This is a genomic window from Pseudomonas sp. MWU12-2020, from assembly GCF_023100605.1.
GTDB lineage: Bacteria > Pseudomonadota > Gammaproteobacteria > Pseudomonadales > Pseudomonadaceae > Aquipseudomonas > Aquipseudomonas fluorescens_H.
Genome location: NZ_JALMEX010000022.1, coordinates 26,734 through 47,174 on the forward strand (window position 1 = coordinate 26,734; position 20,441 = coordinate 47,174).

At 61.4% G+C, this 20,441-nt stretch carries 21 protein-coding genes; 10 read left to right on the forward strand and 11 right to left on the reverse strand.

The annotated features are described in order from the left end of the window. The first annotated feature begins 87 nt into the window (after positions 1 to 87). Positions 88 to 1,701: an NAD(P)/FAD-dependent oxidoreductase gene (locus M0814_RS28175; RefSeq protein ID WP_003222357.1), complete on the forward strand. Its 1,614-nt coding sequence runs from the start codon at positions 88 to 90 to the stop codon at positions 1,699 to 1,701. 139 nt (positions 1,702 to 1,840) lie between these two features. Here the strand turns inward: M0814_RS28175 and M0814_RS28180 are convergent, their stop codons facing one another. Then, positions 1,841 to 2,938, reverse strand: coding sequence for a PLP-dependent cysteine synthase family protein (locus tag M0814_RS28180; protein ID WP_177434737.1), 1,098 nt, complete (start codon positions 2,936 to 2,938; stop codon positions 1,841 to 1,843). Between the two features lie 169 nt (positions 2,939 to 3,107). On the opposite strand from M0814_RS28180, the gene nhaA reads away from it, so the two are divergent. The 3 genes from nhaA (at position 3,108) to M0814_RS28195 (ending at position 6,057) form a co-directional block, all read left to right on the forward strand. After that, positions 3,108 to 4,295 carry a Na+/H+ antiporter NhaA gene (gene nhaA, locus M0814_RS28185; protein WP_103485730.1) on the forward strand — a complete coding sequence of 396 codons (1,188 nt, stop codon included), beginning with the start codon at positions 3,108 to 3,110 and terminating at the stop codon, positions 4,293 to 4,295. Positions 4,296 to 4,600: 305 nt separating this feature from the next. After that, positions 4,601 to 5,794: an S-type pyocin domain-containing protein gene (locus M0814_RS28190; RefSeq protein WP_103485728.1), complete on the forward strand. Its 1,194-nt coding sequence runs from the start codon at positions 4,601 to 4,603 to the stop codon at positions 5,792 to 5,794. An 11-nt stretch (positions 5,795 to 5,805) separates the two neighbouring features. Beyond that, positions 5,806 to 6,057, forward strand: coding sequence for a pyocin S6 family toxin immunity protein (locus M0814_RS28195; RefSeq protein ID WP_103485727.1), 252 nt, complete (start codon positions 5,806 to 5,808; stop codon positions 6,055 to 6,057). A gap of 74 nt (positions 6,058 to 6,131) precedes the next feature. Here the strand turns inward: M0814_RS28195 and M0814_RS28200 are convergent, their stop codons facing one another. After that, entirely contained in the window at positions 6,132 to 6,596 is a 465-nt protein-coding gene (locus tag M0814_RS28200) for a glycine zipper 2TM domain-containing protein (RefSeq protein ID WP_007969461.1), read from the reverse strand. 167 nt (positions 6,597 to 6,763) lie between these two features. On the opposite strand from M0814_RS28200, the gene M0814_RS28205 reads away from it, so the two are divergent. Beyond that, positions 6,764 to 7,000, forward strand: coding sequence for a hypothetical protein (locus M0814_RS28205; protein WP_103485726.1), 237 nt, complete (start codon positions 6,764 to 6,766; stop codon positions 6,998 to 7,000). Positions 7,001 to 7,005: 5 nt separating this feature from the next. Here the strand turns inward: M0814_RS28205 and pdxH are convergent, their stop codons facing one another. The 5 genes from pdxH to dinG all read right to left on the reverse strand — a co-directional run bounded on the left by pdxH (position 7,006) and on the right by dinG (position 14,968). Next, complete coding sequence (gene pdxH / locus M0814_RS28210; RefSeq protein ID WP_003222345.1) at positions 7,006 to 7,653, reverse strand: pyridoxamine 5'-phosphate oxidase; 648 nt, start codon at positions 7,651 to 7,653, stop codon at positions 7,006 to 7,008. Positions 7,654 to 7,677: 24 nt separating this feature from the next. Continuing rightward, a complete protein-coding gene (locus M0814_RS28215) occupies positions 7,678 to 8,910 on the reverse strand; it encodes an OmpA family protein (RefSeq protein WP_103485725.1) in 1,233 nt (410 codons plus the stop codon). Positions 8,911 to 9,021: 111 nt separating this feature from the next. Further along, entirely contained in the window at positions 9,022 to 10,167 is a 1,146-nt protein-coding gene (locus tag M0814_RS28220; RefSeq protein ID WP_103485724.1) for a serine hydrolase domain-containing protein, read from the reverse strand. A gap of 211 nt (positions 10,168 to 10,378) precedes the next feature. Further along, positions 10,379 to 12,730, reverse strand: coding sequence for a beta-galactosidase (locus M0814_RS28225; protein WP_103485723.1), 2,352 nt, complete (start codon positions 12,728 to 12,730; stop codon positions 10,379 to 10,381). A gap of 93 nt (positions 12,731 to 12,823) precedes the next feature. Next, a complete protein-coding gene (gene dinG, locus M0814_RS28230) occupies positions 12,824 to 14,968 on the reverse strand; it encodes an ATP-dependent DNA helicase DinG (RefSeq protein ID WP_003222341.1) in 2,145 nt (714 codons plus the stop codon). A 99-nt stretch (positions 14,969 to 15,067) separates the two neighbouring features. Between dinG and M0814_RS28235 the strand changes: the two genes are divergently transcribed. Then, positions 15,068 to 15,532, forward strand: coding sequence for a DUF2269 family protein (locus M0814_RS28235; protein ID WP_003222340.1), 465 nt, complete (start codon positions 15,068 to 15,070; stop codon positions 15,530 to 15,532). Between the two features lie 173 nt (positions 15,533 to 15,705). On the opposite strand, the gene M0814_RS28240 is transcribed toward M0814_RS28235, so the two are convergent. The 4 genes from M0814_RS28240 to M0814_RS28255 form a co-directional block, all read right to left on the reverse strand. Further along, positions 15,706 to 16,464 (reverse strand): collagen-like protein, encoded by a 759-nt coding sequence (locus M0814_RS28240; RefSeq protein WP_103485722.1) that lies wholly within the window; start codon positions 16,462 to 16,464, stop codon positions 15,706 to 15,708. Then, entirely contained in the window at positions 16,457 to 16,732 is a 276-nt protein-coding gene (locus M0814_RS28245; protein WP_003222338.1) for a DUF1145 domain-containing protein, read from the reverse strand. Before M0814_RS28245 ends, M0814_RS28240 begins: the two co-directional genes overlap by 8 nt. A gap of 162 nt (positions 16,733 to 16,894) precedes the next feature. Beyond that, positions 16,895 to 17,620 (reverse strand): OmpA family protein, encoded by a 726-nt coding sequence (locus M0814_RS28250; protein WP_003222337.1) that lies wholly within the window; start codon positions 17,618 to 17,620, stop codon positions 16,895 to 16,897. Positions 17,621 to 17,710: 90 nt separating this feature from the next. Next, positions 17,711 to 18,406, reverse strand: a complete 696-nt coding sequence (locus tag M0814_RS28255; protein ID WP_103485721.1) for an OmpA family protein — start codon at positions 18,404 to 18,406, stop codon at positions 17,711 to 17,713. Between the two features lie 197 nt (positions 18,407 to 18,603). On the opposite strand from M0814_RS28255, the gene M0814_RS28260 reads away from it, so the two are divergent. The 4 genes from M0814_RS28260 to M0814_RS28275 are packed head-to-tail and all read left to right on the forward strand — an operon-like array spanning position 18,604 to position 20,325. Then, positions 18,604 to 19,101 carry a DUF6231 family protein gene (locus M0814_RS28260; RefSeq protein ID WP_041070621.1) on the forward strand — a complete coding sequence of 166 codons (498 nt, stop codon included), beginning with the start codon at positions 18,604 to 18,606 and terminating at the stop codon, positions 19,099 to 19,101. A gap of 4 nt (positions 19,102 to 19,105) precedes the next feature. Next, positions 19,106 to 19,582 carry a YchJ family protein gene (locus tag M0814_RS28265; RefSeq protein ID WP_003222334.1) on the forward strand — a complete coding sequence of 159 codons (477 nt, stop codon included), beginning with the start codon at positions 19,106 to 19,108 and terminating at the stop codon, positions 19,580 to 19,582. A gap of 48 nt (positions 19,583 to 19,630) precedes the next feature. Continuing rightward, positions 19,631 to 20,125 carry an LEA type 2 family protein gene (locus M0814_RS28270; RefSeq protein WP_003222333.1) on the forward strand — a complete coding sequence of 165 codons (495 nt, stop codon included), beginning with the start codon at positions 19,631 to 19,633 and terminating at the stop codon, positions 20,123 to 20,125. After that, positions 20,122 to 20,325: an SEC-C metal-binding domain-containing protein gene (locus M0814_RS28275; RefSeq protein ID WP_003198420.1), complete on the forward strand. Its 204-nt coding sequence runs from the start codon at positions 20,122 to 20,124 to the stop codon at positions 20,323 to 20,325. Before M0814_RS28270 ends, M0814_RS28275 begins: the two co-directional genes overlap by 4 nt. Positions 20,326 to 20,441: the final 116 nt, after the last annotated feature.

Consider the following 20,441-nt stretch of genomic DNA (forward strand, 5'->3'; position numbering starts at 1 on the left):
CTCACCGGATCCGGCCTTTGCGGCTTATAATCGCGGCCTTCAAACGCCCTGGCGCAGTTGTGCGCCCCGCGAATCCGGATCCTCGCCATGTTACGAATCACCGAACTCAAGCTGCCAATCGACCATCCCGAAGAAGACCTGCGTGCCGCCATCGTGCAGCGCCTGGGCATCGCCAGCGATGACTTGCTCGATTTCACCTTGTTCAAGCGCAGCTACGACGCGCGAAAAAAGTCCTCCGAACTGTGCTTCATCTACACCATCGACCTCACCGTGCGCGACGAGGCCAAGGTGCTGGGCAAGTTCGCCGACGACCGTAACGTCAACGTGGCGCCGGATGTCAGCTACAAATTCGTCGGTCAGGCGCCGAGCGACCTGAGCCAGCGCCCGATCGTGGTCGGTTTCGGCCCGTGCGGGATCTTCGCCGGTCTGTTGCTGGCCCAGATGGGCTTCAAGCCGATCATTCTCGAACGTGGCACCGAAGTCCGTCAGCGCACCAAGGACACCTGGGGTCTGTGGCGTAAAAGCGTGCTCAACCCCGAGTCCAACGTGCAGTTCGGCGAAGGCGGCGCGGGTACGTTCTCCGACGGCAAGCTGTACAGCCAGATCAAGGATCCGAAGTTCCTTGGCCGCAAAGTCCTGCACGAGTTCGTCAAGGCCGGCGCGCCGGAAGAAATCCTCTACGTCAGCAAACCGCACATCGGTACGTTCCGTCTGACCGGCATGGTCGAGACCATGCGTGAAGAGATCCGCGCCCTGGGTGGTGAAGTGCGCTTCCAGGAGCGCGTCACCGATGTGCTGATCGAAGACGGCCAACTGGTCGGCGTCGAGTTGGCGAGCGGCGAAACCCTGCATTCGAAACACGTGGTTCTGGCCCTCGGCCACAGTGCCCGTGACACCTTCCGCATGCTCCACAGCCGTGGCGTGTTCATGGAAGCCAAGCCGTTCTCGGTGGGTTTCCGCATCGAGCACCCGCAGTCGCTGATCGACCGTGCGCGGTTGGGCAAGTACGCCGGCCACCCGAAACTCGGTGCTGCCGACTACAAACTGGTGCACCACGCCAAGAACGGCCGTTCGGTCTACAGCTTCTGCATGTGCCCGGGCGGCACCGTAGTGGCGGCGACGTCCGAGCCGAACCGCGTGGTCACCAACGGCATGAGCCAGTACTCGCGTAACGAGCGCAACGCCAACTCCGGGATCGTCGTCGGCATCACCCCGGAAGTCGATTACCCGGGCGGCCCGCTGGCCGGTATCGAGTTGCAGGAACGTCTGGAATCCCACGCGTTCATCCTCGGCGGCAGCGACTACAAGGCCCCGGCGCAACTGGTCGGCGACTTCATCAATGGCACCCCGTCGACCGAACTGGGCGAAGTCGAGCCGTCGTACAAACCGGGCGTAGCCCTGGGCGACCTGGCCCTGGCGCTGCCGGACTTTGCCATCGAAGCGATTCGTGAAGCGTTGCCGGCGTTCGAGAAGCAGATTCGCGGTTACTCGCTGCACGATGCGGTGTTGACCGGCATCGAGACTCGCACCTCGTCGCCGCTGCGGATCACGCGTAACGAGTCGCTGCAGAGCATGAACGTCAAAGGTCTGTTCCCGGCGGGTGAAGGCGCGGGTTATGCGGGCGGGATTCTGTCGGCGGGTGTCGATGGGATTCGCATCGCGGAAGCGGTGGCGCGCGACATTCTCGGTCTGGAAGCCTGATACCTCTGTTTTGCAGTAACAGCAACCTCCTGTGGGAGCGGGCTTGCTCGCGAATGCAGTGTGTCAGTCGACGAAGATGTTGACTGACCCGACGCATTCGCGAGCAAGCCCGCTCCCACATTGGTTTCCGCGTTTGGCTTTAGATATTGGCGCGCAGCACTGAAGTCGGCAGCGCCTCACCTTTCTCGGCACTCGCCGCCACCGCCGCCATCAAACCCTCCAGCTCATAGCCCTGCGCCTTCAGCCAGGCCTGATCGTAATAGGTGTCGGCATACCGCTCGCCACCGTCGCACAGTATCGCCACGATCGACCCCGACTCCCCCGCCGCTTTCATCTGTTGCGCCGCCATCAGTGCGCCGATCAGGTTGGTACCGCTCGACCCGCCGACATGCCGTCCCAGACGCTGTGCCAGATAATGCATGGCCGCCAGCGACAGAGCATCCGGCACCTTGACCATCGCATCGATCACCTTGGGCAGGAACGACGCCTCGACCCGTGGCCGGCCAATGCCTTCAATTCGCGAACCGCAATCCAGGCGCAGACTCGCGTCGCCGGTCTGGTAGTAATCGAAAAACACCGAACGCTCGGCGTCGGCGCACAACACCCGGGTGCAATGCTGGCGATAACGCACGTAACGACCCAGGGTCGCGGTGGTGCCGCCGGTGCCGGGGCTGGAAATCAGCCAGCTCGGTTCGGGGTGTTGCTCGAAACGCATCTGCTGGAAGATCGACTCGGCGATGTTGTTGTTCGCCCGCCAGTCGGTGGCCCGCTCGGCATAGGTGAACTGGTCGATGAAGTGGCCGCCATGCTCGCGGGCCAGACGTTCGGATTCGGCGTAAATCTGCGTCGGGTCCTTTACCAGATGGCTCTGGCCACCGTAGAAAGCGATCTGCGCGATCTTCTCTTTCGAGGTGGTCGCCGGCATCACCGCAATGAACGGCAAACCGAGCATGCGCGCGAAATACGCCTCGGAAATCGCCGTCGAACCGCTGGACGCCTCGATCACTGGCGCGCCGGGCTTGAGCCAGCCGTTACACAACGCATACAGGAACAACGACCGCGCCAGGCGATGCTTGAGGCTGCCGGTGGGATGACTGGACTCATCCTTGAAATACAACTCGATACCCGGGAAACCCGGTAGCGGCAAGGGGATCAGATGGGTGTCGGCGCTGCGCTGGAAGTCCGCTTCGATAATGCGGATGGCTTCGCGGGCCCACTGGCGGTTGTCGCTCATGATCATGCTCTCGTTGATTCGGGCAGAAATTGCCTCGTCACAGGCTCAGCCGCCAAGCATAGGAAAAAACCTACAGGCCTCACAGATACAGCTGAGCCTCAATATATCCGCCAACTGCTAGGCTCTGTGCAAGTGCGTGTCCGACCTTATGCCATGTAGATGGAGAGTGACCTTGCCGCTGCGCAGAACCTTTACCCGTTTCTTTCAGCTGGAAGCGGCCAGCGGCTTGCTATTGATTGCCGCCGCCATCCTCGCCCTGATCATCAACAACTCACCGCTGTCATGGCTGTACACCGGTTTTCTCGACACTCCGGTGGTGACGCAGATCGGTGCGCTGAAAATCGCCAAGCCGCTGCTGCTGTGGATCAACGACGGCCTGATGGCACTGTTCTTCCTGCTGATCGGTCTGGAAGTGAAGCGCGAAGTGCTCGACGGGCAGCTGTCGAAACCGTCGCAGATCGTCCTGCCGGGCGCAGCGGCGGTCGGCGGCATGGTCGTACCGGCGTTGATTTACTGGTTTCTTAATCGCGACAACCCGCCCGCCCTGAACGGCTGGGCGATTCCCACCGCCACCGACATCGCCTTCGCCCTCGGCGTACTGGCGCTGCTGGGCAAGCGTGTGCCGGTGTCGCTGAAACTGTTTCTGATGACGCTGGCGATCATCGACGACCTCGGCGCCATCGTGATCATCGCGGTCTTCTATTCCGGCGAACTCTCGAGCCTGTCGCTGGGTCTGGCGGCGGCATGCATCGCAGCGCTGGTGGCGATGAACCGGCTCGGCGTGGTCAAGCTCGGCCCGTACATGATCATCGGTCTGATCCTGTGGGTGTGCGTGCTCAAGAGCGGGGTTCACGCGACATTGGCCGGGGTCACGCTGGCATTCTGCATCCCGCTGCGCACGAAAAATGCCGAACCCTCGCCGCTGATGACCCTCGAGCACGCGCTGCATCCGTGGGTGGCGTACGGCATTCTGCCGCTGTTCGCCTTCGCCAACGCCGGGCTGTCGCTGAGTGGGGTGACCGTCGAAAGCTTCACCCATCACGTCCCCATGGGTATCGCCATCGGCTTGCTGCTGGGCAAAACCGTCGGTGTGTTCGGCCTGACCTGGCTGGCGGTGAAAATCGGCATCGCCGCTCTGCCCCAAGGTGCCAATTGGGGTCAGGTACTGGGCGTGGCGATCCTCTGCGGCATCGGTTTCACCATGAGCCTGTTTGTCGGCTCGCTGGCCTTTGAACCGGGCGTGAGCGACTACGCCGGCATGGATCGGATGGGCATTCTGACCGGTTCGATTCTGGCGGCGTTGATCGGGTATGCGGTGACGGCGGCGGCGAGTCGCCATAACGCACATTCACCTGCATAGGACCTGTGAATAGGCTCGTTGTGGCGAGGGAGCTTGCTCCCGCTGGAGCGCGAAGCGATCCCAATATCCCGGGTCTGCTGCGCAGCCCAGCGGGAGCAAGCTCCCTCGCCACAAGTCCAGGCTCGTCTGAAAACCAGCGAACAATCCCGGAGATAAATCCCCTCACCACAGGCCTGGCTTGTCTGACAAATAGCGAAAAATCCCCAGCCCATTAGAGATGCGTCCTACAGCCACCCTTTGTCTGCTTCGTTAACGTCGCACAGCCCTTTCGAAGGGTTGTCGATGGATGAACGAAAGGACGCTCAGTGGCTCGCAACAAGGACATTCCCCGGGTTCCCAACCCACCGGCGGGCGACGGTCATCACGTCACCTACCGCTATATGACGGCCACTGAACTGGCCGAGCGCGACGCTCGACAAAACGCATACGACGCCATGCTGGCGCGGCAGGAGGCTTTCGAGCGCAGTCGAGAGGTTGCGGCGAAAAAGCCTGATCCCGTACGCGCCGGGTGCGTGTTCGCCAAGTCCTGCAAGTTGCCGGACGCGATCATCGATTACTCGAATCCTTCGGGGATGGTGCCGACTGACAGCCTGAAGGATTACGGCGAACTGATCCTGCTGGGCGGCCGTGAAGCCGATGACAGCGGCGGCGTTCCACTCAAGAAAATCAGCGGCACTGCCATCCCGGCAGGCCTGGGCACCTTCGCCCTTGCGGGTGAGGCGTTCAAGGCATTGCCCGCCATCGCTTCCGCCGCCGTTGTGACCCCTTTGGTCGGGCTGGTGGCGTTGCTCATGCCATCGAACCTGGGCGACAGCGCCCTCTACACCGAAGACCAGTTGCTCGCCCTCAAACAGGCTCGAACCCGCGTGCGCCTACATGTCGAACAACAGGCCGACGGCAGCCTCAAGGGTTATGGTTTCTACACTGGCAAGAATCGCGACTGGGAAATGGTCGATGTCGCGCAGTTCACCGCACGTGATAACCGCTTTGTCGCAGACCTCGGCGAAGGCATCGAACTGATCTGGACGCCGGCGGTGGATGGTTCCGACATTCTTGGTATACCGGCGCTGGAAGCCGCCCCGCAGGCCCCGCACATCTGGGTGTATCCACCGACGAAAGCGGCGGACGGGATTCTGGTGAATCCGGTTTATCCGCCGGAGTATCGGGATTTCATTTTGGTGTTTCCGGCGGATTCGGGGGTTAAGCCGGTTTACATTGTGCTCAGTCGAGCTCGCGACCATGCCTACTACGACCACCCAAAGACGCTACCTGCGTTTCCTGATGCGGTCAGAGTGAAGTCCAAGTCATCGGTTCAGGGTGGAGGAAAGCGGCGAGCACGCTGGGTAGACCGCAAAGGTCGGATCTATGAATGGGATTACAAAAGCAATGCTGTAGAAAAATACGACAAACTGGGAACCACTCATTTGGGTGAGTTCAATCATATTACTGGCGAACAAACCGGGCCCGCCGAGCCGAATAGAAGAACCTCTAGAAATTAAGGGACTAAAACATGCGTTACCTTTCAATAACCGGGTTTTACCCTGACGAAATCCAAGACAGCTCGCTACAGTTTGAAATGGATATCAACGATAGCGAAATGAATGAAAAGGTTGCACAGCTCATTGAATCCAAGCCGCTTAACGAGCTGGAGCCTGGAGAATTGTTATTGAGCCGGGATCAAGTAAGCGCATTGGAAGTCCTTCTGAACGTCAGCTTCCCGAAGGGTCTGGAGTATTTCATGGGCACCTGTGCCCAGCACTGATCAGGCGAATTGAAACAAACAAAAAACCCCGACCAGTCACCTGATCGGGGTTTTCTTTTACCGCTCGTTTCCGCTTAGTGCGAAACGCGGCTGGTGCCACCGACGGTGGAGATGCGCACGCGCTCACCGACACGGAACACTTCGTTTTCCTGAACCTGTTGCACGTAGGCGCGCATGCTGCCGTCGTCTTCGCGCACGGTGATTTCCACGCCCTGGGTGCGGGTCAGGCCTTCTTCGGTGGCCGAACCGATCAGGCCGCCGGCCACGGCGCCGATGACCGCCGCGACGATGCTGCCTTTGCCGCCACCGATGGCGCTGCCGCCGACACCACCGACCACTGCGCCTGCAGCGCCGCCGATCGGGGTCTTGGTGCCTTCGATTTTCACCGGACGCAGGGATTCGATGGTGCCCATGCGAATCGTCTGCACGCGACGCGCTTCGTCACGGGAGTAGGAGTCACCGGTCAGGCTCGACTGGCAGCCGGTCAGCAACATCGCCATCGTGGAAAAGGAAGCAACCAGCAGAACAGACTTACGCATAGCATCAACTCCAAAAGAACATGTATTCATTAAACCCCGCAGCTTGACGTCTGTCACGACGCGGCCCGGATAAACTTGATTTTATTCAGGCCCGGTACAGGCACCTGCCGCCCACCCAACAGTAGCGCCAAATCGCCCAACCCGCCCTGCCGACCCAAGGATTTTTCATGGATTACGTGATCATTTTCGTCACCACCGTCGCCGGTTTGTACTTCCACGGGTGGCTGTACGTGCGGATCAAACGCTGGATGGATCGTGATCTTGCACTATCCCTGGCGGGCAATGATGACGGCAAACGCGCCTTCATGCTCGAACAGCTGGCCCATGCCCGCTCGCAGAAAATCAAACGGCAGGATCTGCCGAAGTGGCTTGAGGCCGCTGCGGCAGGCTATCCCGCTCGGTAGACTGCTTAAGGCGCCAGACGTTCAAGAATCCAGTTGGCGCCCTGCTGACGATAGTTCAGGCGGTCATGCAGACGACTTGGACGGCCCTGCCAGAACTCGATGCGCTCAGGCAGCAGGCGATAGCCGCCCCAGTGTTCCGGGCAGTCAGGCTGGGTATCGCTGAAGCGTTGCTCGGTGGCCTTGAGCAAATCCTCTAGCTCGCCACGGCCGTTGATCACCCGGCTCTGCGGCGAGGCCCAGGCGCCGAGCCGGCTGCCCAGCGGACGCACCTGATAATACGCGTCGGACTCTTCAGGCGTGACCTTCACCACCCGCCCCTCAATACGCACCTGGCGCTCCAGGGTTGGCCAGAAAAACGTCATGGCCGCGAACGGATTCGCCGCCAGATGCTGCCCCTTGGCACTGTCGTAGTTGGTGAAAAAGGTGAAGCCCTGCGCGTCCAGGCCCTTGAGCAGCAGAATGCGACAATGCGGACGCCCGTCCGCATCGACCGTGGCCAGGGTCATCGCGTTGGCCTCCACCGGCGCCTGTTCGGTTTTCACCGCGTCGGCAAACCACTGGTGAAACAGCGCGAACGGCTCGCCCGGGGCTTGCGCCTCGGTCAGGCCATCCCGGGTGTAATCACGACGCATATCAGCCAGAGCCTGAGTCATGGCGCATTCCTTTTCGTTAGCGGATCACTGCTTGGCAGCATCGGTGGCAGCGACCTTCTTGTCGGTCGCTGCGGCTTTGGCCGGCTCGGTTTTCTTCACCGGAGTCTTGGCTGGAGCCTTCTTCGCAGGTGCTTTGGCTGCAGCTTTTTTCGCTGGAGCCTTTTTAGTCGCCGATGCCGCGGCTTTCTTCGCGGCAGGCGCTGGCGTTACCGGCTTGTCGACTGGCTTGACGTCCTGCGCGGCAACCAGAGTCACCGGTGCCGGAGCTGGCATGTTGTACTTGCTCAACAGCGCAACCATGGTGTTCTGCGGTGTAACCAGCAGCTCGATACGACGGTTCAAGGCACGGCCTTCAACACTGTCGTTAGCCGCGCGCGGAGCGTCGGCCCCCATGCCACGCAGCATCAGGCGGTCACGTTGCAGGCCGCTGAGACGGAAGATCGCGGCCACCGATTGGGCGCGTTCCAGGCTGAGCTTGGTGTTATCCGCCGCGACGCCCGAGCTGTCGCTGTGGCCGAGTACCAGGATCGCCGTTTTCGGATCGGCTTCGAGGATTTTGGCGACGTTGGTGAACGGGCTCAGGGTAACCGGGAGCAGCATGGCCGGACGTTTCGGGTTGAACGAGCCTTCAACCGGTGCGATCAGCACCAGCACGTTCTCACGACGTTCGAACTGCAGGTTGCTGCCTTTGATGGCGGCACGCAGACGCGGCTCATAATCGTCAAGCCAGGCTTGAGTGACCTTCGGATCCGGCATCGGTACGACTTTGGCGGCCACCTGATCTTTGGCAGTGCTCTGCTGCTTGCCGAACGGCCACCACCACTTGGTGCCTGTGTCAGCGTTGGCATTGGCGTTGGCATTGGCATTGGCGACTACAGCCGGCTTGGCGTCGGGTTTCGCCTCAGGCTTCACTTCAGCTTTGACGTCGGATTTCACATCAGCCTTGGCGGCCGAGTTGTCCGAACCGCCGAACGGCCAGTACCAAGGGCTGCTGCTTTCAGCCTTGGCCACCGGTGCGGTGGCGGCAGGCTTCAACGGGGCTGGGGCTGGGGCTGGGGCTGCTGCTGGAGCCGGTGCTTTTGCAGATGCAGACGCTGTCGCTGGAGCTGGCGCCGATACTGGATCTTTGGCCGCTGCTTTATCGGAAGAGCCGAACGACCACCAATTGCCGCCGTCCGCATCATTTTTAGGGGTCTGCGCACATCCGGTAATTGCAACACACAGGGCGGCCAGGGCAAGAGTGTTTTTATATGACATTGAAAATCCCCAATATGAAGTAATTGAATCAGAGCTCTTTTGCCCGGATAAATAGACGTTTTGCATCGAAAAACCAAAACAGGCTCCAATCCTGGAGCCTGAAGTAAAGCATTACAGACAAGTGGCAAGTACCCGCGCCAGTTTCTGCGCCCGAGGGTCCATCAAGACGTACGGACCCAGAGTATTTGTCACAAAACCAAAAGCAACATCGTGCTCCGGGTCTGCAAATCCGATGGAACCCCCGGCGCCCGGATGGCCAAACGCCCGTGGGCCCAGACCATAAGTCGCGTTCGGCACATCGGGTTGATCAAGCATGCAGCCCAGACCGAAACGGGTTCGGGTCAGCAGGGTCTTGTCTTCGCCGAGGCTATGCTCGCGGGTCAGCTCGTTGAGCATTTCGCCGTCAAGCAGGCTACCGTCGAGCAATCCGGCGTAAAAACCCGCCAGGCTGCGCGCATTGCCGTGGCCATTGGCCGCCGGTTGTTGCATGCGTCGCCATTCCGGCTTGTTGGTACTGGTGAGCACCGAGGGCGGATTGGTGAATGCACGAGTGGTCATGGCCGTGGGTTCACGCATGGTCACTTGCAACAGGCGCTGGGCCGCGGCATCGCCGACGTTGCCCTTGCCCCGGGCGATGTGCGCCACGCGGTAAAACTCCTCGTCAGCCAGACCGACATGAAAATCCAGGCCCAATGGCTTGGCCACGCGGGCCACGATCGATTCCCCCGGCCCGCGACCGTCTGCGCGGCGCAACAACTCGCCGATCAGCCAGCCGTAAGTGATCGCGGCATAGCCGTGCCCCTCACCCGGCGTCCACCACGGCGCTTCGGCCGCCAGGGCATCGACCATGGTTTGCCAGTCATAAAGGGCTTCGGGGGCGAGCAGTTCACGCAGGGCCGGCAGACCGGCCCGATGGCTGAGCAACTGGCGCAGGGTGACCGATTCCTTGCCGGCCGCCGCGAACTCCGGCCAGTAGCGGGCAACCGGAACATCCAGTTGCAGTTTGCCTTCGGCCACCAGTTGCAGCGCCGCAACGGCGGTGAAAGTCTTGGTGCAAGAGAACAGGTTGGCGATGGTGTCGCTGTGCCAGGCCTCGGTGCCGTCCTTGTCGGCGGTACCGGACCAGAGGTCGAGGACGGTTTCTCCGCCGACCTTGATGCACAACGCTGCGCCGCGTTCCTGGGGATCGTCGAACAGTGCCGCGAATGCCTCGCGCACCGCTTCGAATTGAAGCTCGTAATGTCCCTGAATCTGCACCCGCAACTCCCCCGCAAAAACACGCTACAAATTGGTCGGCATTGTTCCAGTCCTTGAGGGATTTGGGAACAGCCGCAGGCTAGACGGTTGATGTTGTGGCATACGACTGATGCCATCGCCAAAAGGCCCGCTCGCACAGCAGATTCATGAACACCACAAATCCAGTGTGGGAGCGAGCCCGCTCGCGAAGAACGATAGCTCGTTCCGAGGCTTAGTGCCCATTCCCTGAATGCCCGCCCGCATGCCCGGCGCCAGGCCCTTTGCCGGCCTCGCCCCGTCTGCCGCCTTCAGCTTCATGCGCCGGCGCAGCGGCTTTTTCGGCTTCTTTGCCCAACTGATCAAGCGCCTGCAGGTTGCTCTTGCGCACCGCCTCGACAAAGCCCTGATACGGCAGATCGGTAATCCCCACCAGGCCGAAGTGCCCGTTCTCGCCGTCGAGCAGGCGTCCGGTCGCCGGTTGATCCAGATACTGGAACCAGTGCACGCCGACGATCGACGGCTCGTTCAACGCCTGTTTGAGGAAGTTGGCATAGGCCGGGCCGCGATCTTCTTCCCGTGCCAGTTGCGTTACGCCGCCCCAGAACGGTCCACGGTCAGCCGAACCGAAATTGAATTCGGTGATCAGCACCGGTTTGTCGAGGGCGCGCAAGGCGGCGAAGTCATACCCGTCCTGTGGCTTCAGCGTGTACATATTGAAGCTCAACACGTCGCAATACTGCGCGCAGGACGCTACCGCTTCCGGGGTGCTGGTGGCGAAACGGCCGCCGAGCAGCAGCTGATTCGGCGCGTGCCATTTCAACGAGTCAGAGATGGTCTTGAAGTAGGTATCGGCGAACACCTTCTGGAAGTATTTGAAGTCGTTTTCGATTTCCGGGTGCTCCGGATTCGGCATCGGCGGCACGAAACCCGGGTCTTCCATCAACTCCCACGCCGGCAGATCAATGCCCCACGCTTTCGACAGACCTTCCTGGTTGCGGTACTTGTCGCGCAGTTGCTTGAGGAACGCGCGTTTGGCTGGCACGTCGGTGGTCATTTTCAACGTGCCATAGGCCAGGGCGTAGCGCGACTGCGGATCGTCGCCGGGACCGGCCCAGGCCAGTTCGTTGTCGGCGTAGTAACCGATCAACCACGGATCATCGCGGTGATCACGGGCAGCGATGGCCACGGCACGCTCGGTAGCCATGGCGAAACGCGGGTCGAACGGGTCAGGCATGCCGCCCCACCAGTCTGTGCCGGTGCTGATGCTGGTGTAGTCGCCGACGATCGACAGCGGCAAGGTGTACGGCACCCGCTCTGCGTCGCCCAGCGAATCGGCACTCCAGTTGCCAACCGTGTTGAAACCCCAGGCTTGCAGACGATCAAGGGTGTGCGCGGCCCACTTCTGCTCATCGACCGTGGCTTTGCATGGCGCGGCGCTGGTCGGCTCGGCTGCCGGTTCGGCGGGTGCCTGCGCTGCGCAAGGTTCGCCGTACAGGCGTTGCAGGTTGGCGCCGTAGAAATCGTACCAGCGCCCGGCGTTGTAGCCACGGCCCTGATCGGCACCGTTGCCGCCACGGTTGTCGCCTTCGCCGAAATGGCTGGCAAGTGGCTCGTCTGGTTTTGGCAGCGATTCGAACATCCACTCACGCCCGGCGACGTAGGTCTGGTTGACCTGCGGGCTGACGGTGTTGACCCCCAGCGAATAGAACGGATGCCCTTCCGGCGTCACCAGATACCAGCGCCCGTCACGCTTTTCGGTGCGGAAAAAGCCGCTGGCCTTGAACGCCGGGCCTTTGTTCCAGCCACCGAATTTGTCCAGCGAAGACTTTTCGCGCTCGGCCAGCCAGGTTTTCAGCTGTTGCTGTTCCTTGGCGGCGGCGGCTTTCAGTTGTTCATCGTTGCTGATTTTTTCCGGCCATTTGCTGCGGGTCGACTGCCCGTAAGCGTCCACCAGATTGCCATAGACGGCCTGGGTCACGGCATCGCCGTCCTGCACGCCGAAGCGCTCGAGCAGCAGGCTCTGAGCGGCTTTCGGCTGATCCATCCACAGGCTCACCGACACCACCTGACTGCGGTCCAGTTCACCGCTGCTGCTGGCCAGCAGAATCCGCTGGCCATCGACGGTCATCGGCATCGGCGGCCCGGCCTTCATGCCCTGGCTCAACGGCGAAGTCGCCACCAACGGCACCAGCAGGGTTTGCGCGGGTCCGGCCGGCAAGTCGACGCGGCTGGTCAGCGTCTGGCCGTTGTTGCTCTGGATTTGCACGTAAACCGTCACGGCCCAGTTCATTGCGCTCTGCAGACGCAGGCTCATCATGCCCGACTGCGACCAGTCCCAGGCGCCGGTCTGCGGGGTCAGGCGCAGGGTCGGCCGGGCTACCGGGTTGAACGTCACCCGGCGCAGCACTTCACCTTCCGGGGTTTGCTCGGCGTTGGCTTGTGGCAGGTCAGTGTTTTCGGTGACGACTTTCACCACGTCGGCAGGACGGACGAAGTTGAACAGGGTCTGCTGACCGGCAGGCGCCGCCAGCAACGGGGCGGCGAAGATCAAGGCAAACACGGCAGGCAACGAGCGGCGAATCATAAGAACGGAGTTCTCCCTAACGACCAAAAGGCCAATGGAAAAGCGATGGCGGAGAGATAGACAACGCGGCGGGCAAAACTGCCCACCGTTGTCTCAGGATATTTCACGACGGAATGGCGGCAACGCATTGAGGATCGCCTTGCCGTAGCGCTGGGTGACCAGGCGCCGATCGAGCAAAGTGATGGTGCCGCGGTCTTCTTCGGTACGCAGCAGGCGCCCGCAGGCCTGGACCAGTTTCAGCGAAGCGTCGGGCACCGAGATTTCCATGAACGGATTGCCGCCACGGGCCTCGATCCACTCCGACAGCGCCGCCTCGACCGGATCGTCCGGCACCGAGAACGGGATCTTGGCGATCACCACGTGCTCGCAGTAGGCCCCGGGCAAGTCCACCCCTTCGGCGAAACTGGCGAGGCCGAACAGCACGCTGGAATCACCGCCATCGACCCGCGCCTTGTGCTTGTTCAGGGTTTCCTGTTTCGACAGGTTGCCTTGAATGAACACTTGCTTGCGCCAGTCGCGGTCGAGGCCATCGAACACGTCCTGCATCTGTTTGCGCGAGGAGAACAGCACCAGCGTGCCGCGCGAGCCTTCGACCAGATCCGGCAACTCGCGGATGATCGCGGCGGTGTGAGCCGCGGCGTCGCGTGGGTCGGCCTTCAAATCCGGCACCCGCAGCACGCCGGCGTCGGCATGATGAAACGGGCTCGGCACCACGGCAGTGACCGCTTTTTTCGGCAGACCGGCGCGCATGCGGAAACGGTCGAAGGTGCCCAGTGCCGTCAAGGTTGCCGAGGTCACCAGGCAGCCGTAAGCCACGTTCCACAGGCTCCGACGCAAGGTTTCTGCGGCAAGAATCGGGCTGGCGTTGACCTCGATATCGAACAGCGAACCGCTTTCGGCCAGTGTCAGCCAGCGCGCCATCGGCGGGCTGTCTTCCGGGTCTTCGGCGGTAAATGCAGTCCACAATTCCCAGTTGCCCGAAGCCCGGGACAACAGGCTGCCGAACAGCGGATACCACTCCTCGGCCTGATTGCTGGCGATGCCGATGTTGACCTCGCCGTCCATGCCTTCCTTGAGCAGGTCGGTCAGACGGGTGAACAGATCGTTGAGCCGCGAGTAGCCCTTCTTCAGCTCGATGCCCATCTCGCGCATGTGCTCGGGAATCACCCCGCCAACGAAACGATGGCGTGGCCGCTCGCGACCTTCGACGTCTTCGCCGGGCTTGAAATCGGCGATCTGCTCGCACGCGGTGAACATGAACTGCTGCTGGGTCTTGATCTCCCGCGCCAGCTCCGGCACCTGCTCGATCAGCTTGCCGAGATCCCCCGGCAACGGATGCTGGGCCAGCAGTTTGGTGAGGTTCTTCGCGGTGGTTTCCAGCCAGTCGGCGGTGGAACGCAGGCGCGTGTAGTGGGCGAAGTGGCCGATGGCCTTGTCCGGCAGGTGGTGGCCTTCGTCGAACACATAAATGGTGTCGCGCGGATCGGGCAGCACCGCACCGCCGCCGAGGGCCAGGTCAGCCAGCACCATGTCATGGTTGGTGACGATCACGTCGACTTTGCCCATGCCTTCGCGCGCCTTGTAGAACGCGCACTGGCCGAAGTTCGGGCAATGACGGTTGGTGCACTGGCTGTGATCGGTGGTCAGGCGCGCCCAGTCGGCATCTTCCAGCGCGTTTGGCCAGCTGTCACGGTCGCCGTCCCACTTATTGCCGGCAAGCTTCTCGATCATGCTGGTGAACAGCTTCTGACTGGCCTCGTCGACCTCGATCTTGAAGCCTTCTTCTTCGAACAGCTGGGCGGTGGCGGTTTGCGCATGACCTTCCTGCAACAACATGTCGAGCTTGGACAGGCACATGTAGCGGCCACGGCCCTTGGCCAGCGCGAAACTGAAGTTCAGCCCGCTGTTGCGCATCAGGTCGGGCAAATCCTTGTAGACGATCTGCTCTTGCAGGGCCACGGTCGCGGTAGCGATCACCAGGCGCTTGCCGGCCAGCTTCGCGGTGGGGATTGCCGCCAGGCTGTAGGCCACGGTCTTGCCGGTACCGGTGCCGGCTTCCACCGCGACAATTGCGGGGTCGCCACTGCGCCGGCCTTCGTCGTCGGTGTCGATATCCCCGAGGACTTTGGCGATTTCAGCGATCATCAGGCGCTGGCCATAACGCGGTTTGAGGCTCTTGGCTTCAAGAAAACGCGAATAGGCGCCCTGGATCGTGGTTTTGAGTTCAGTGCTGATCATTGATTGTCGGGCGCAAAAAACGCTGGATAAATTTTCAGTGGTTTTGGATGGCGGCTATCATACCCCGCTAATCAGTCCCGCGCAGAACGGAGTGCCCCAATGACACCTTTTAGCCTCGTTTATCCGCTGCATGTCTTGTCCGCCCTGGTCTGGGTCGGCGGCATGTTTTTCGCCTGGATGGTCCTGCGCCCGGCGGCGGTGAAGGCTCTCGACGGCCCTGCCCGCCTGACCTTGTGGGTGGAAGTGTTTCAAGGTTTTTTCCGCTGGGTCTGGGTCGCGGTGATCCTGTTGCCGATCAGCGGCGTCGGCATGTTGCATTTGCAGCACATCGGCTTCGAGACCGCGCCTAAGTATGTGCAAGTGATGATCGGGCTGTATGTGGTGATGACGGCGCTGTTTATTCGGATTCAGGGCCTGATGCTGCCGGAGTTGCGCAAAGCGGTGGAGGCGAAAGACTGGCCCGCGGGTGCGGCGGTGCTGGGGCGGATTCGCCGGGTGGTGGGGATCAATCTGATTGTCGGGTTGGTGCTGGTGGCGATTGCGGCCGCGCGGCCCATGTTCTGACCCGCTGACGACAGGCACTTTTTGTGGCGAGGGAGCTTGCTCCCGCCGGGCTGCGCAGCAGCCCCAAATCAGCTGGCGCGTTCAATCTGATGAAGCGCGGTATCTGGGATGGGGCCGCTACGCGACCCAGCGGGAGCAAGCTCCCTCGCCACAATTGTGAATAGTGCTGTTATTTAGAGGCGTTGCACGGTCACGGCACCAGCCGCACCCACCGGCCCGGGCTGACCATCAGCCCCGGCCTTGCCGTTCTTGCCGCCATCAGCGCGGTACACCAGGCAACCCTTGGACTTGCCGCCCTGGCCGGCCTTGCCGCCGACACCCGCCGGACCACCGGCGCCGCCAGCGACGTCGACTTTGATCAGCTCGGCCGGAAACTCGCGGGGCACTTCCAGGCGCACCAGCGCACCCGGGGCACCGGGTTGGCCGTCGCTGCCATTGCTGCCATCAAAACCGTGTCCGGCTTCGCCCCAGGTGCAGCCCGGATCTTCACCGTTGCCGCCATCCAGACCGACAAAACCTGGTGCGCCGGTACCGCCACGGGCATCGACAAACAGCTTGGGCGCGGTCAACGCCTTGAACTGCAGATTCAGATTACGCCCGGCACGGGCGGCTTTTTCATAGGTCCCCGGTGCCCCGCGTGCAGTAATCAGGCTGCCTTCGCTCAGTTCGGCGCGAATGACTTTCATGTCCAGCACCTGTTCACTCGGGACGATCGCGATGCGTGCTTCATGCCCCAGGCGCAGTTCGCCGACGGTCAGTTCGGTCACATTGGCAGGAATCAGCAAGGTGCCGTAATCGGCGACTTCGAGTTTTTCCAGCTGCAAGGTGCTGGCGGTGTTGGGCAGGCGCATCAGGGAATTGGTTTCGACGCTGACCACCTGGGCGCAGGCCAGGGGACTGATGAATGCAGCGAGCAGGCAAAGTTTACGCATGGGAAGAAGCCTCCGGAGCGGCCGGGGCCGGGATGGTTTGCAGGTGGAAAACGCCAAACAGCAGGATCAGCAGACGGTCACGCCACGGGTTGGCACGCCCCTCGAGGCGAGAGAACAGCAACTCCAGCACATGCAGCGCCAGCAACAAGCCGCCGGCCAGATTGACCAGCAGATGCAGCGGATGCACAAACGGCATCAGCAGATTGAGCACTACCACGCACCAGAACAGCAGGGTCAGCAAACGCCCCAGCCCCCAGAAAACCTTCATACGCTCCCCCGTGTCGGAATTATTCTTTGGGCGCACAGTAACGGCTTACACGGGGGATAAGCCAGAGGGGCAAAAGAAAAAACTTTTGTCAGTCGTCGGATCGCTGCCGGTTCGACGATGATCGTCGCCCGGCAGCTCTAGCCTGCGGACTACAGACAAGTCTCAGCGATTGATATGCAACTCGACCCGACGGTTTTTCGCCCGTCCTTCTTCGGTCGCATTGTCAGCCACCGGCTCACTCTCGCCGCGTCCCTCACTGGTCAGTTTGTCCGGCGCCAGACCCTGGCTCAGCAAGTAGGCGGCAACACTGCTCGCGCGGCGTTCGGAAAGCGCCTGGTTATAGGCGTCCGAACCTTTGCTGTCGGTATGCCCGATAACCTTGATGCTCACCACGTCGGCGTTGCGCAATTTGTCCATCAGCGTATCGAGCTGGGCTTTGGCTGCCGGGGTCAGATCCGATTTGTCGAAATCGAACAACACATTGCCGGCATCGCTGAGGGTGATGACTTCGGTTTGCGGCGCTACAGGCTCCGCAGGTTTTTCGGTCACAGGATATTGCGGCAACGGGCAACCACGGTGATCGACCGGCGTATTGGGCGGTGTGTCCGGGCAACGATCACGACGGTCGAACACGCCATCGCCGTCTTCATCGCCATCCTGGGCGTAACAGATCAGTCCGCCAGTCAGAATCCCCAGCGCTGCGCCGCCACCGGCCCAGCCGCCACTTTCAATCGCGCCGAGCCCACCGCCGACCAAGCCGCCAATGAGGCTGCAGATCGGCCATGTACGTTGATTGAGCGGGGCATCGCCATCGCTATGAGTGGCGCAACCGGTGAGCAAGCTGCCCAGCAGCAGCACCGGCAAGACGGACCTTGAGAAAACAGTCATTGTGAAAGCTCCTGTGTCACCGGCCCATACCGGTTACACAGGAGTAAAGACCCGCATCCGCGACTGCACAAGCCGCGGATGCGAGAGGGGCTAGCGGACGATTTTGATTTCGGTACGACGGTTTTGTGCACGGCCGTCAGCGGTTTTGTTATCCGCCACTGGCTGGCTTTCACCCATGCCCGATACCGAGACGAAGCTGGCACGCGGCACACCTTGCGAAATCAGGTATTCCACCACCGAGTGCGCGCGACGATCCGACAGTTTCTTGTTGTAGGCATCGCTGCCGACGCTGTCGGTGTGGCCGGTCACGGTCAGTTGCGCCGTGGACGACTCTTGTTTCAGGCGCGTGGCGACTTTGTCCAGAACCTGTTTGTCGGCACCGGTCAGGGTGGCTTTGTCGAACTGGAAGTGCACATCACGAATAACGATGGTTTCTTCCCTGACAATGACCGCCTCTTCTACCACTGGCGCAGGGGCCGGTGGAGGGCAGCCGTCAGCATCGACCTGCACGCCTCGAGGGGTGTGCGGGCACTTGTCGCGACTGTCCGGCACACCATCGCCGTCTTCATCGCCATCACCGTGTACCCAGCAATAGGCGGCTGCCGTACCGCCGACCAACAGTGCGCCGTAGCCGGCCCACGCCGAACTTTCCGTCGCGCCGAGGCCCGCACCGACCACACCGCCGACCGCCGCACAGGTCGGCCAGTCGGTTTTCTGCAAACCTGCGCAACCAGTCAACACACTGGTTAGCAGAATCAAAGGTAACGCTGTCCGAACTATGCTCATCTGGTTTTCTCCTGAGGGATCGGCTTAGAACCGATTCACGGAGTAAAGACCGGAGTTTTAATCTCCGCCAGCAATAGGCCAGCGTCATTTGGGACCGTGTTCACAGGGATTTGGCACTTTTGCCATACGCGACAAAACGGGGTCTAGGCCGGATCCGTCTGGCGCGCTAGTCTTGGCGATCTGATTGAGGAGCTTCGATGAACGTCGCCATTTCTTCGCGCACGCCGCAACAGGCGCTGGCCGCTTTACTGGATCGCTATGCACCGGCGCGTCTGCTGCTGATCGGCGCCAGCGAATTTCCGGCGCTCGCCGCGTTCAAGCAGGCGCACCCGGACTGCTGCGTCGCCCACGCCGAACCCGGTGCGTTGCCCGCCGAACTCGCGGCACGGCGCTTCGATCTGGCGCTGGTGGTCGATTGCCTGGAGCATCTGCCCAAGCGTGACGGCCTGAATCTGCTGGGCGGGATCCGCAACCTCAATGCCAGCCGCATCGCTGTGCTGGCAGACCTGCCGGCCAGCGGCTGGCAGGAGACCGATTTCTATTCACTGGCGCTGCAAGCCAGCGAACGTTTTCAGCGTGACGAGCAGGTACTGACCCTGTTCACCTACGATCTGCTTGACTACAAACAAGTCCCCGACTGGCTCAACTCGCGGTTCTGGGCCAATCCGGAAAACTTCGGGAAATACTGGTGGTAATGCAATGAGTACAGCCATTTGCCCGTGCGGCAGCGGCAACCTGCTGGAGGCCTGCTGCGGTCACTATCACGAAGGCCATCCCGCGCCGTGCGCCGAAGCCCTGATGCGTTCGCGCTACAGCGCCTATGTGCTGGGGCTGATCGATTATCTGGTGGCAACCACCCTGCCCGCCCAGCAGGCGGGTCTGGATCGGCAGTCGATCAGCGCCTGGAGCGCGCAAAGCACCTGGCTCGGCCTCGAGGTCGAAAGCTCGGAAGTGTTCGGCGGCCAGCCCGAGCACGCCTTTGTCACCTTTACCGCGCGCTGGCACGACAGCCAGGGCGAACACAGCCACCGCGAGCGCTCATCTTTCGTGCAAAACAGCGGGCGCTGGTACTTCATCGACCCGACCGTGCAGTTGAAGCTGGGGCGCAATGACAGTTGCCCGTGCGCAAGCGGACAGAAGTTCAAGAAGTGCTGTGCAGGGTATTTCGGCGCATAGGCCTGCAATTTTTTTAGCGTCTAGACTGGCTGCAAAGGGAGTTCAACCATGCTCGGTCGTTGGCGCACATTCCAGTTCTTCACGTTGATGCTGTTGCTGAACCTCGGCGGTTGCGCCTCGTGGTTCAGCGACGACAGCGTCGACCCTGCCGTGCACCTGGTGAAAGTCGAGGTGGTGCGGGCCAAGTTGCTCGAACAGAAATTCATCCTGCACTTTCGGATCGACAACCCCAACGACAGCGACCTGACCGTGCGCGGTATGGAATATCGCATTCATCTGGCGGATCTGCTGCTGGCCGAAGGCGAGCATGAACACTGGATCACCGTGCCCCCCAAAAGCAGCGCGTTCTACCGGATACCGATCCGCACCAACCTGTGGCCACGAGTGAAGGACGTGGTGAAAATGCTCAAGAGTCCGCACCAGCAGGTGCCTTATCAACTGCAGGGCGAGATGGAAACCGGTTTATTCATCGCCCACTACGTGCACCTGGAGCGCAATGGCGTGATAATCCCGGCCGATTTAATTCCGGAGCACAACCGATGACTCAGCAACCTCACGTCCATGGCCCTGACTGCAACCACGATCATGACCATCATCACGATCACGACCATGGCCATGTCCACGGCCCGAACTGCGGCCACGCCCACCAGGAACCGGTGCGCAACGCCCTGAAAGACGTCGGCCGCAACGACCCTTGCCCATGCGGCAACGGCAAGAAATTCAAGAAGTGCCACGGCGCTTGATGTTTCAGGTGAAGTCCTTCTTCGCCTGACAAGCCGCCTTCGCGAGCAAGCCCGCTCCCACATTCGACCGCATTCCTGCTGACTGAACGCAGTCGACTGTGGGAGCGGGCTTGCTC

Excerpts from the sequence above, each read along its gene's own strand:
- M0814_RS28175 (WP_003222357.1), top strand. The coding sequence starts at position 88 with ATGTTACGAATCACCGAACTCAAGCTGCCAATCGACCATCCCGAAGAA.
- M0814_RS28195 (WP_103485727.1), top strand. The coding sequence starts at position 5,806 with ATGCGTTACCTTTCAATAACCGGGTTTTACCCTGACGAAATCCAAGAC.
- M0814_RS28200 (WP_007969461.1), bottom strand. The coding sequence starts at position 6,596 with ATGCGTAAGTCTGTTCTGCTGGTTGCTTCCTTTTCCACGATGGCGATG.
- M0814_RS28205 (WP_103485726.1), top strand. The coding sequence starts at position 6,764 with ATGGATTACGTGATCATTTTCGTCACCACCGTCGCCGGTTTGTACTTC.
- pdxH (WP_003222345.1), bottom strand. The coding sequence starts at position 7,653 with ATGACTCAGGCTCTGGCTGATATGCGTCGTGATTACACCCGGGATGGC.
- M0814_RS28215 (WP_103485725.1), bottom strand. The coding sequence starts at position 8,910 with ATGTCATATAAAAACACTCTTGCCCTGGCCGCCCTGTGTGTTGCAATT.
- M0814_RS28225 (WP_103485723.1), bottom strand. The coding sequence starts at position 12,730 with ATGATTCGCCGCTCGTTGCCTGCCGTGTTTGCCTTGATCTTCGCCGCC.
- dinG (WP_003222341.1), bottom strand. The coding sequence starts at position 14,968 with ATGATCAGCACTGAACTCAAAACCACGATCCAGGGCGCCTATTCGCGT.
- M0814_RS28235 (WP_003222340.1), top strand. The coding sequence starts at position 15,068 with ATGACACCTTTTAGCCTCGTTTATCCGCTGCATGTCTTGTCCGCCCTG.
- M0814_RS28240 (WP_103485722.1), bottom strand. The coding sequence starts at position 16,464 with ATGCGTAAACTTTGCCTGCTCGCTGCATTCATCAGTCCCCTGGCCTGC.
- M0814_RS28245 (WP_003222338.1), bottom strand. The coding sequence starts at position 16,732 with ATGAAGGTTTTCTGGGGGCTGGGGCGTTTGCTGACCCTGCTGTTCTGG.
- M0814_RS28250 (WP_003222337.1), bottom strand. The coding sequence starts at position 17,620 with ATGACTGTTTTCTCAAGGTCCGTCTTGCCGGTGCTGCTGCTGGGCAGC.
- M0814_RS28255 (WP_103485721.1), bottom strand. The coding sequence starts at position 18,406 with ATGAGCATAGTTCGGACAGCGTTACCTTTGATTCTGCTAACCAGTGTG.
- M0814_RS28260 (WP_041070621.1), top strand. The coding sequence starts at position 18,604 with ATGAACGTCGCCATTTCTTCGCGCACGCCGCAACAGGCGCTGGCCGCT.
- M0814_RS28265 (WP_003222334.1), top strand. The coding sequence starts at position 19,106 with ATGAGTACAGCCATTTGCCCGTGCGGCAGCGGCAACCTGCTGGAGGCC.
- M0814_RS28270 (WP_003222333.1), top strand. The coding sequence starts at position 19,631 with ATGCTCGGTCGTTGGCGCACATTCCAGTTCTTCACGTTGATGCTGTTG.
- M0814_RS28275 (WP_003198420.1), top strand. The coding sequence starts at position 20,122 with ATGACTCAGCAACCTCACGTCCATGGCCCTGACTGCAACCACGATCAT.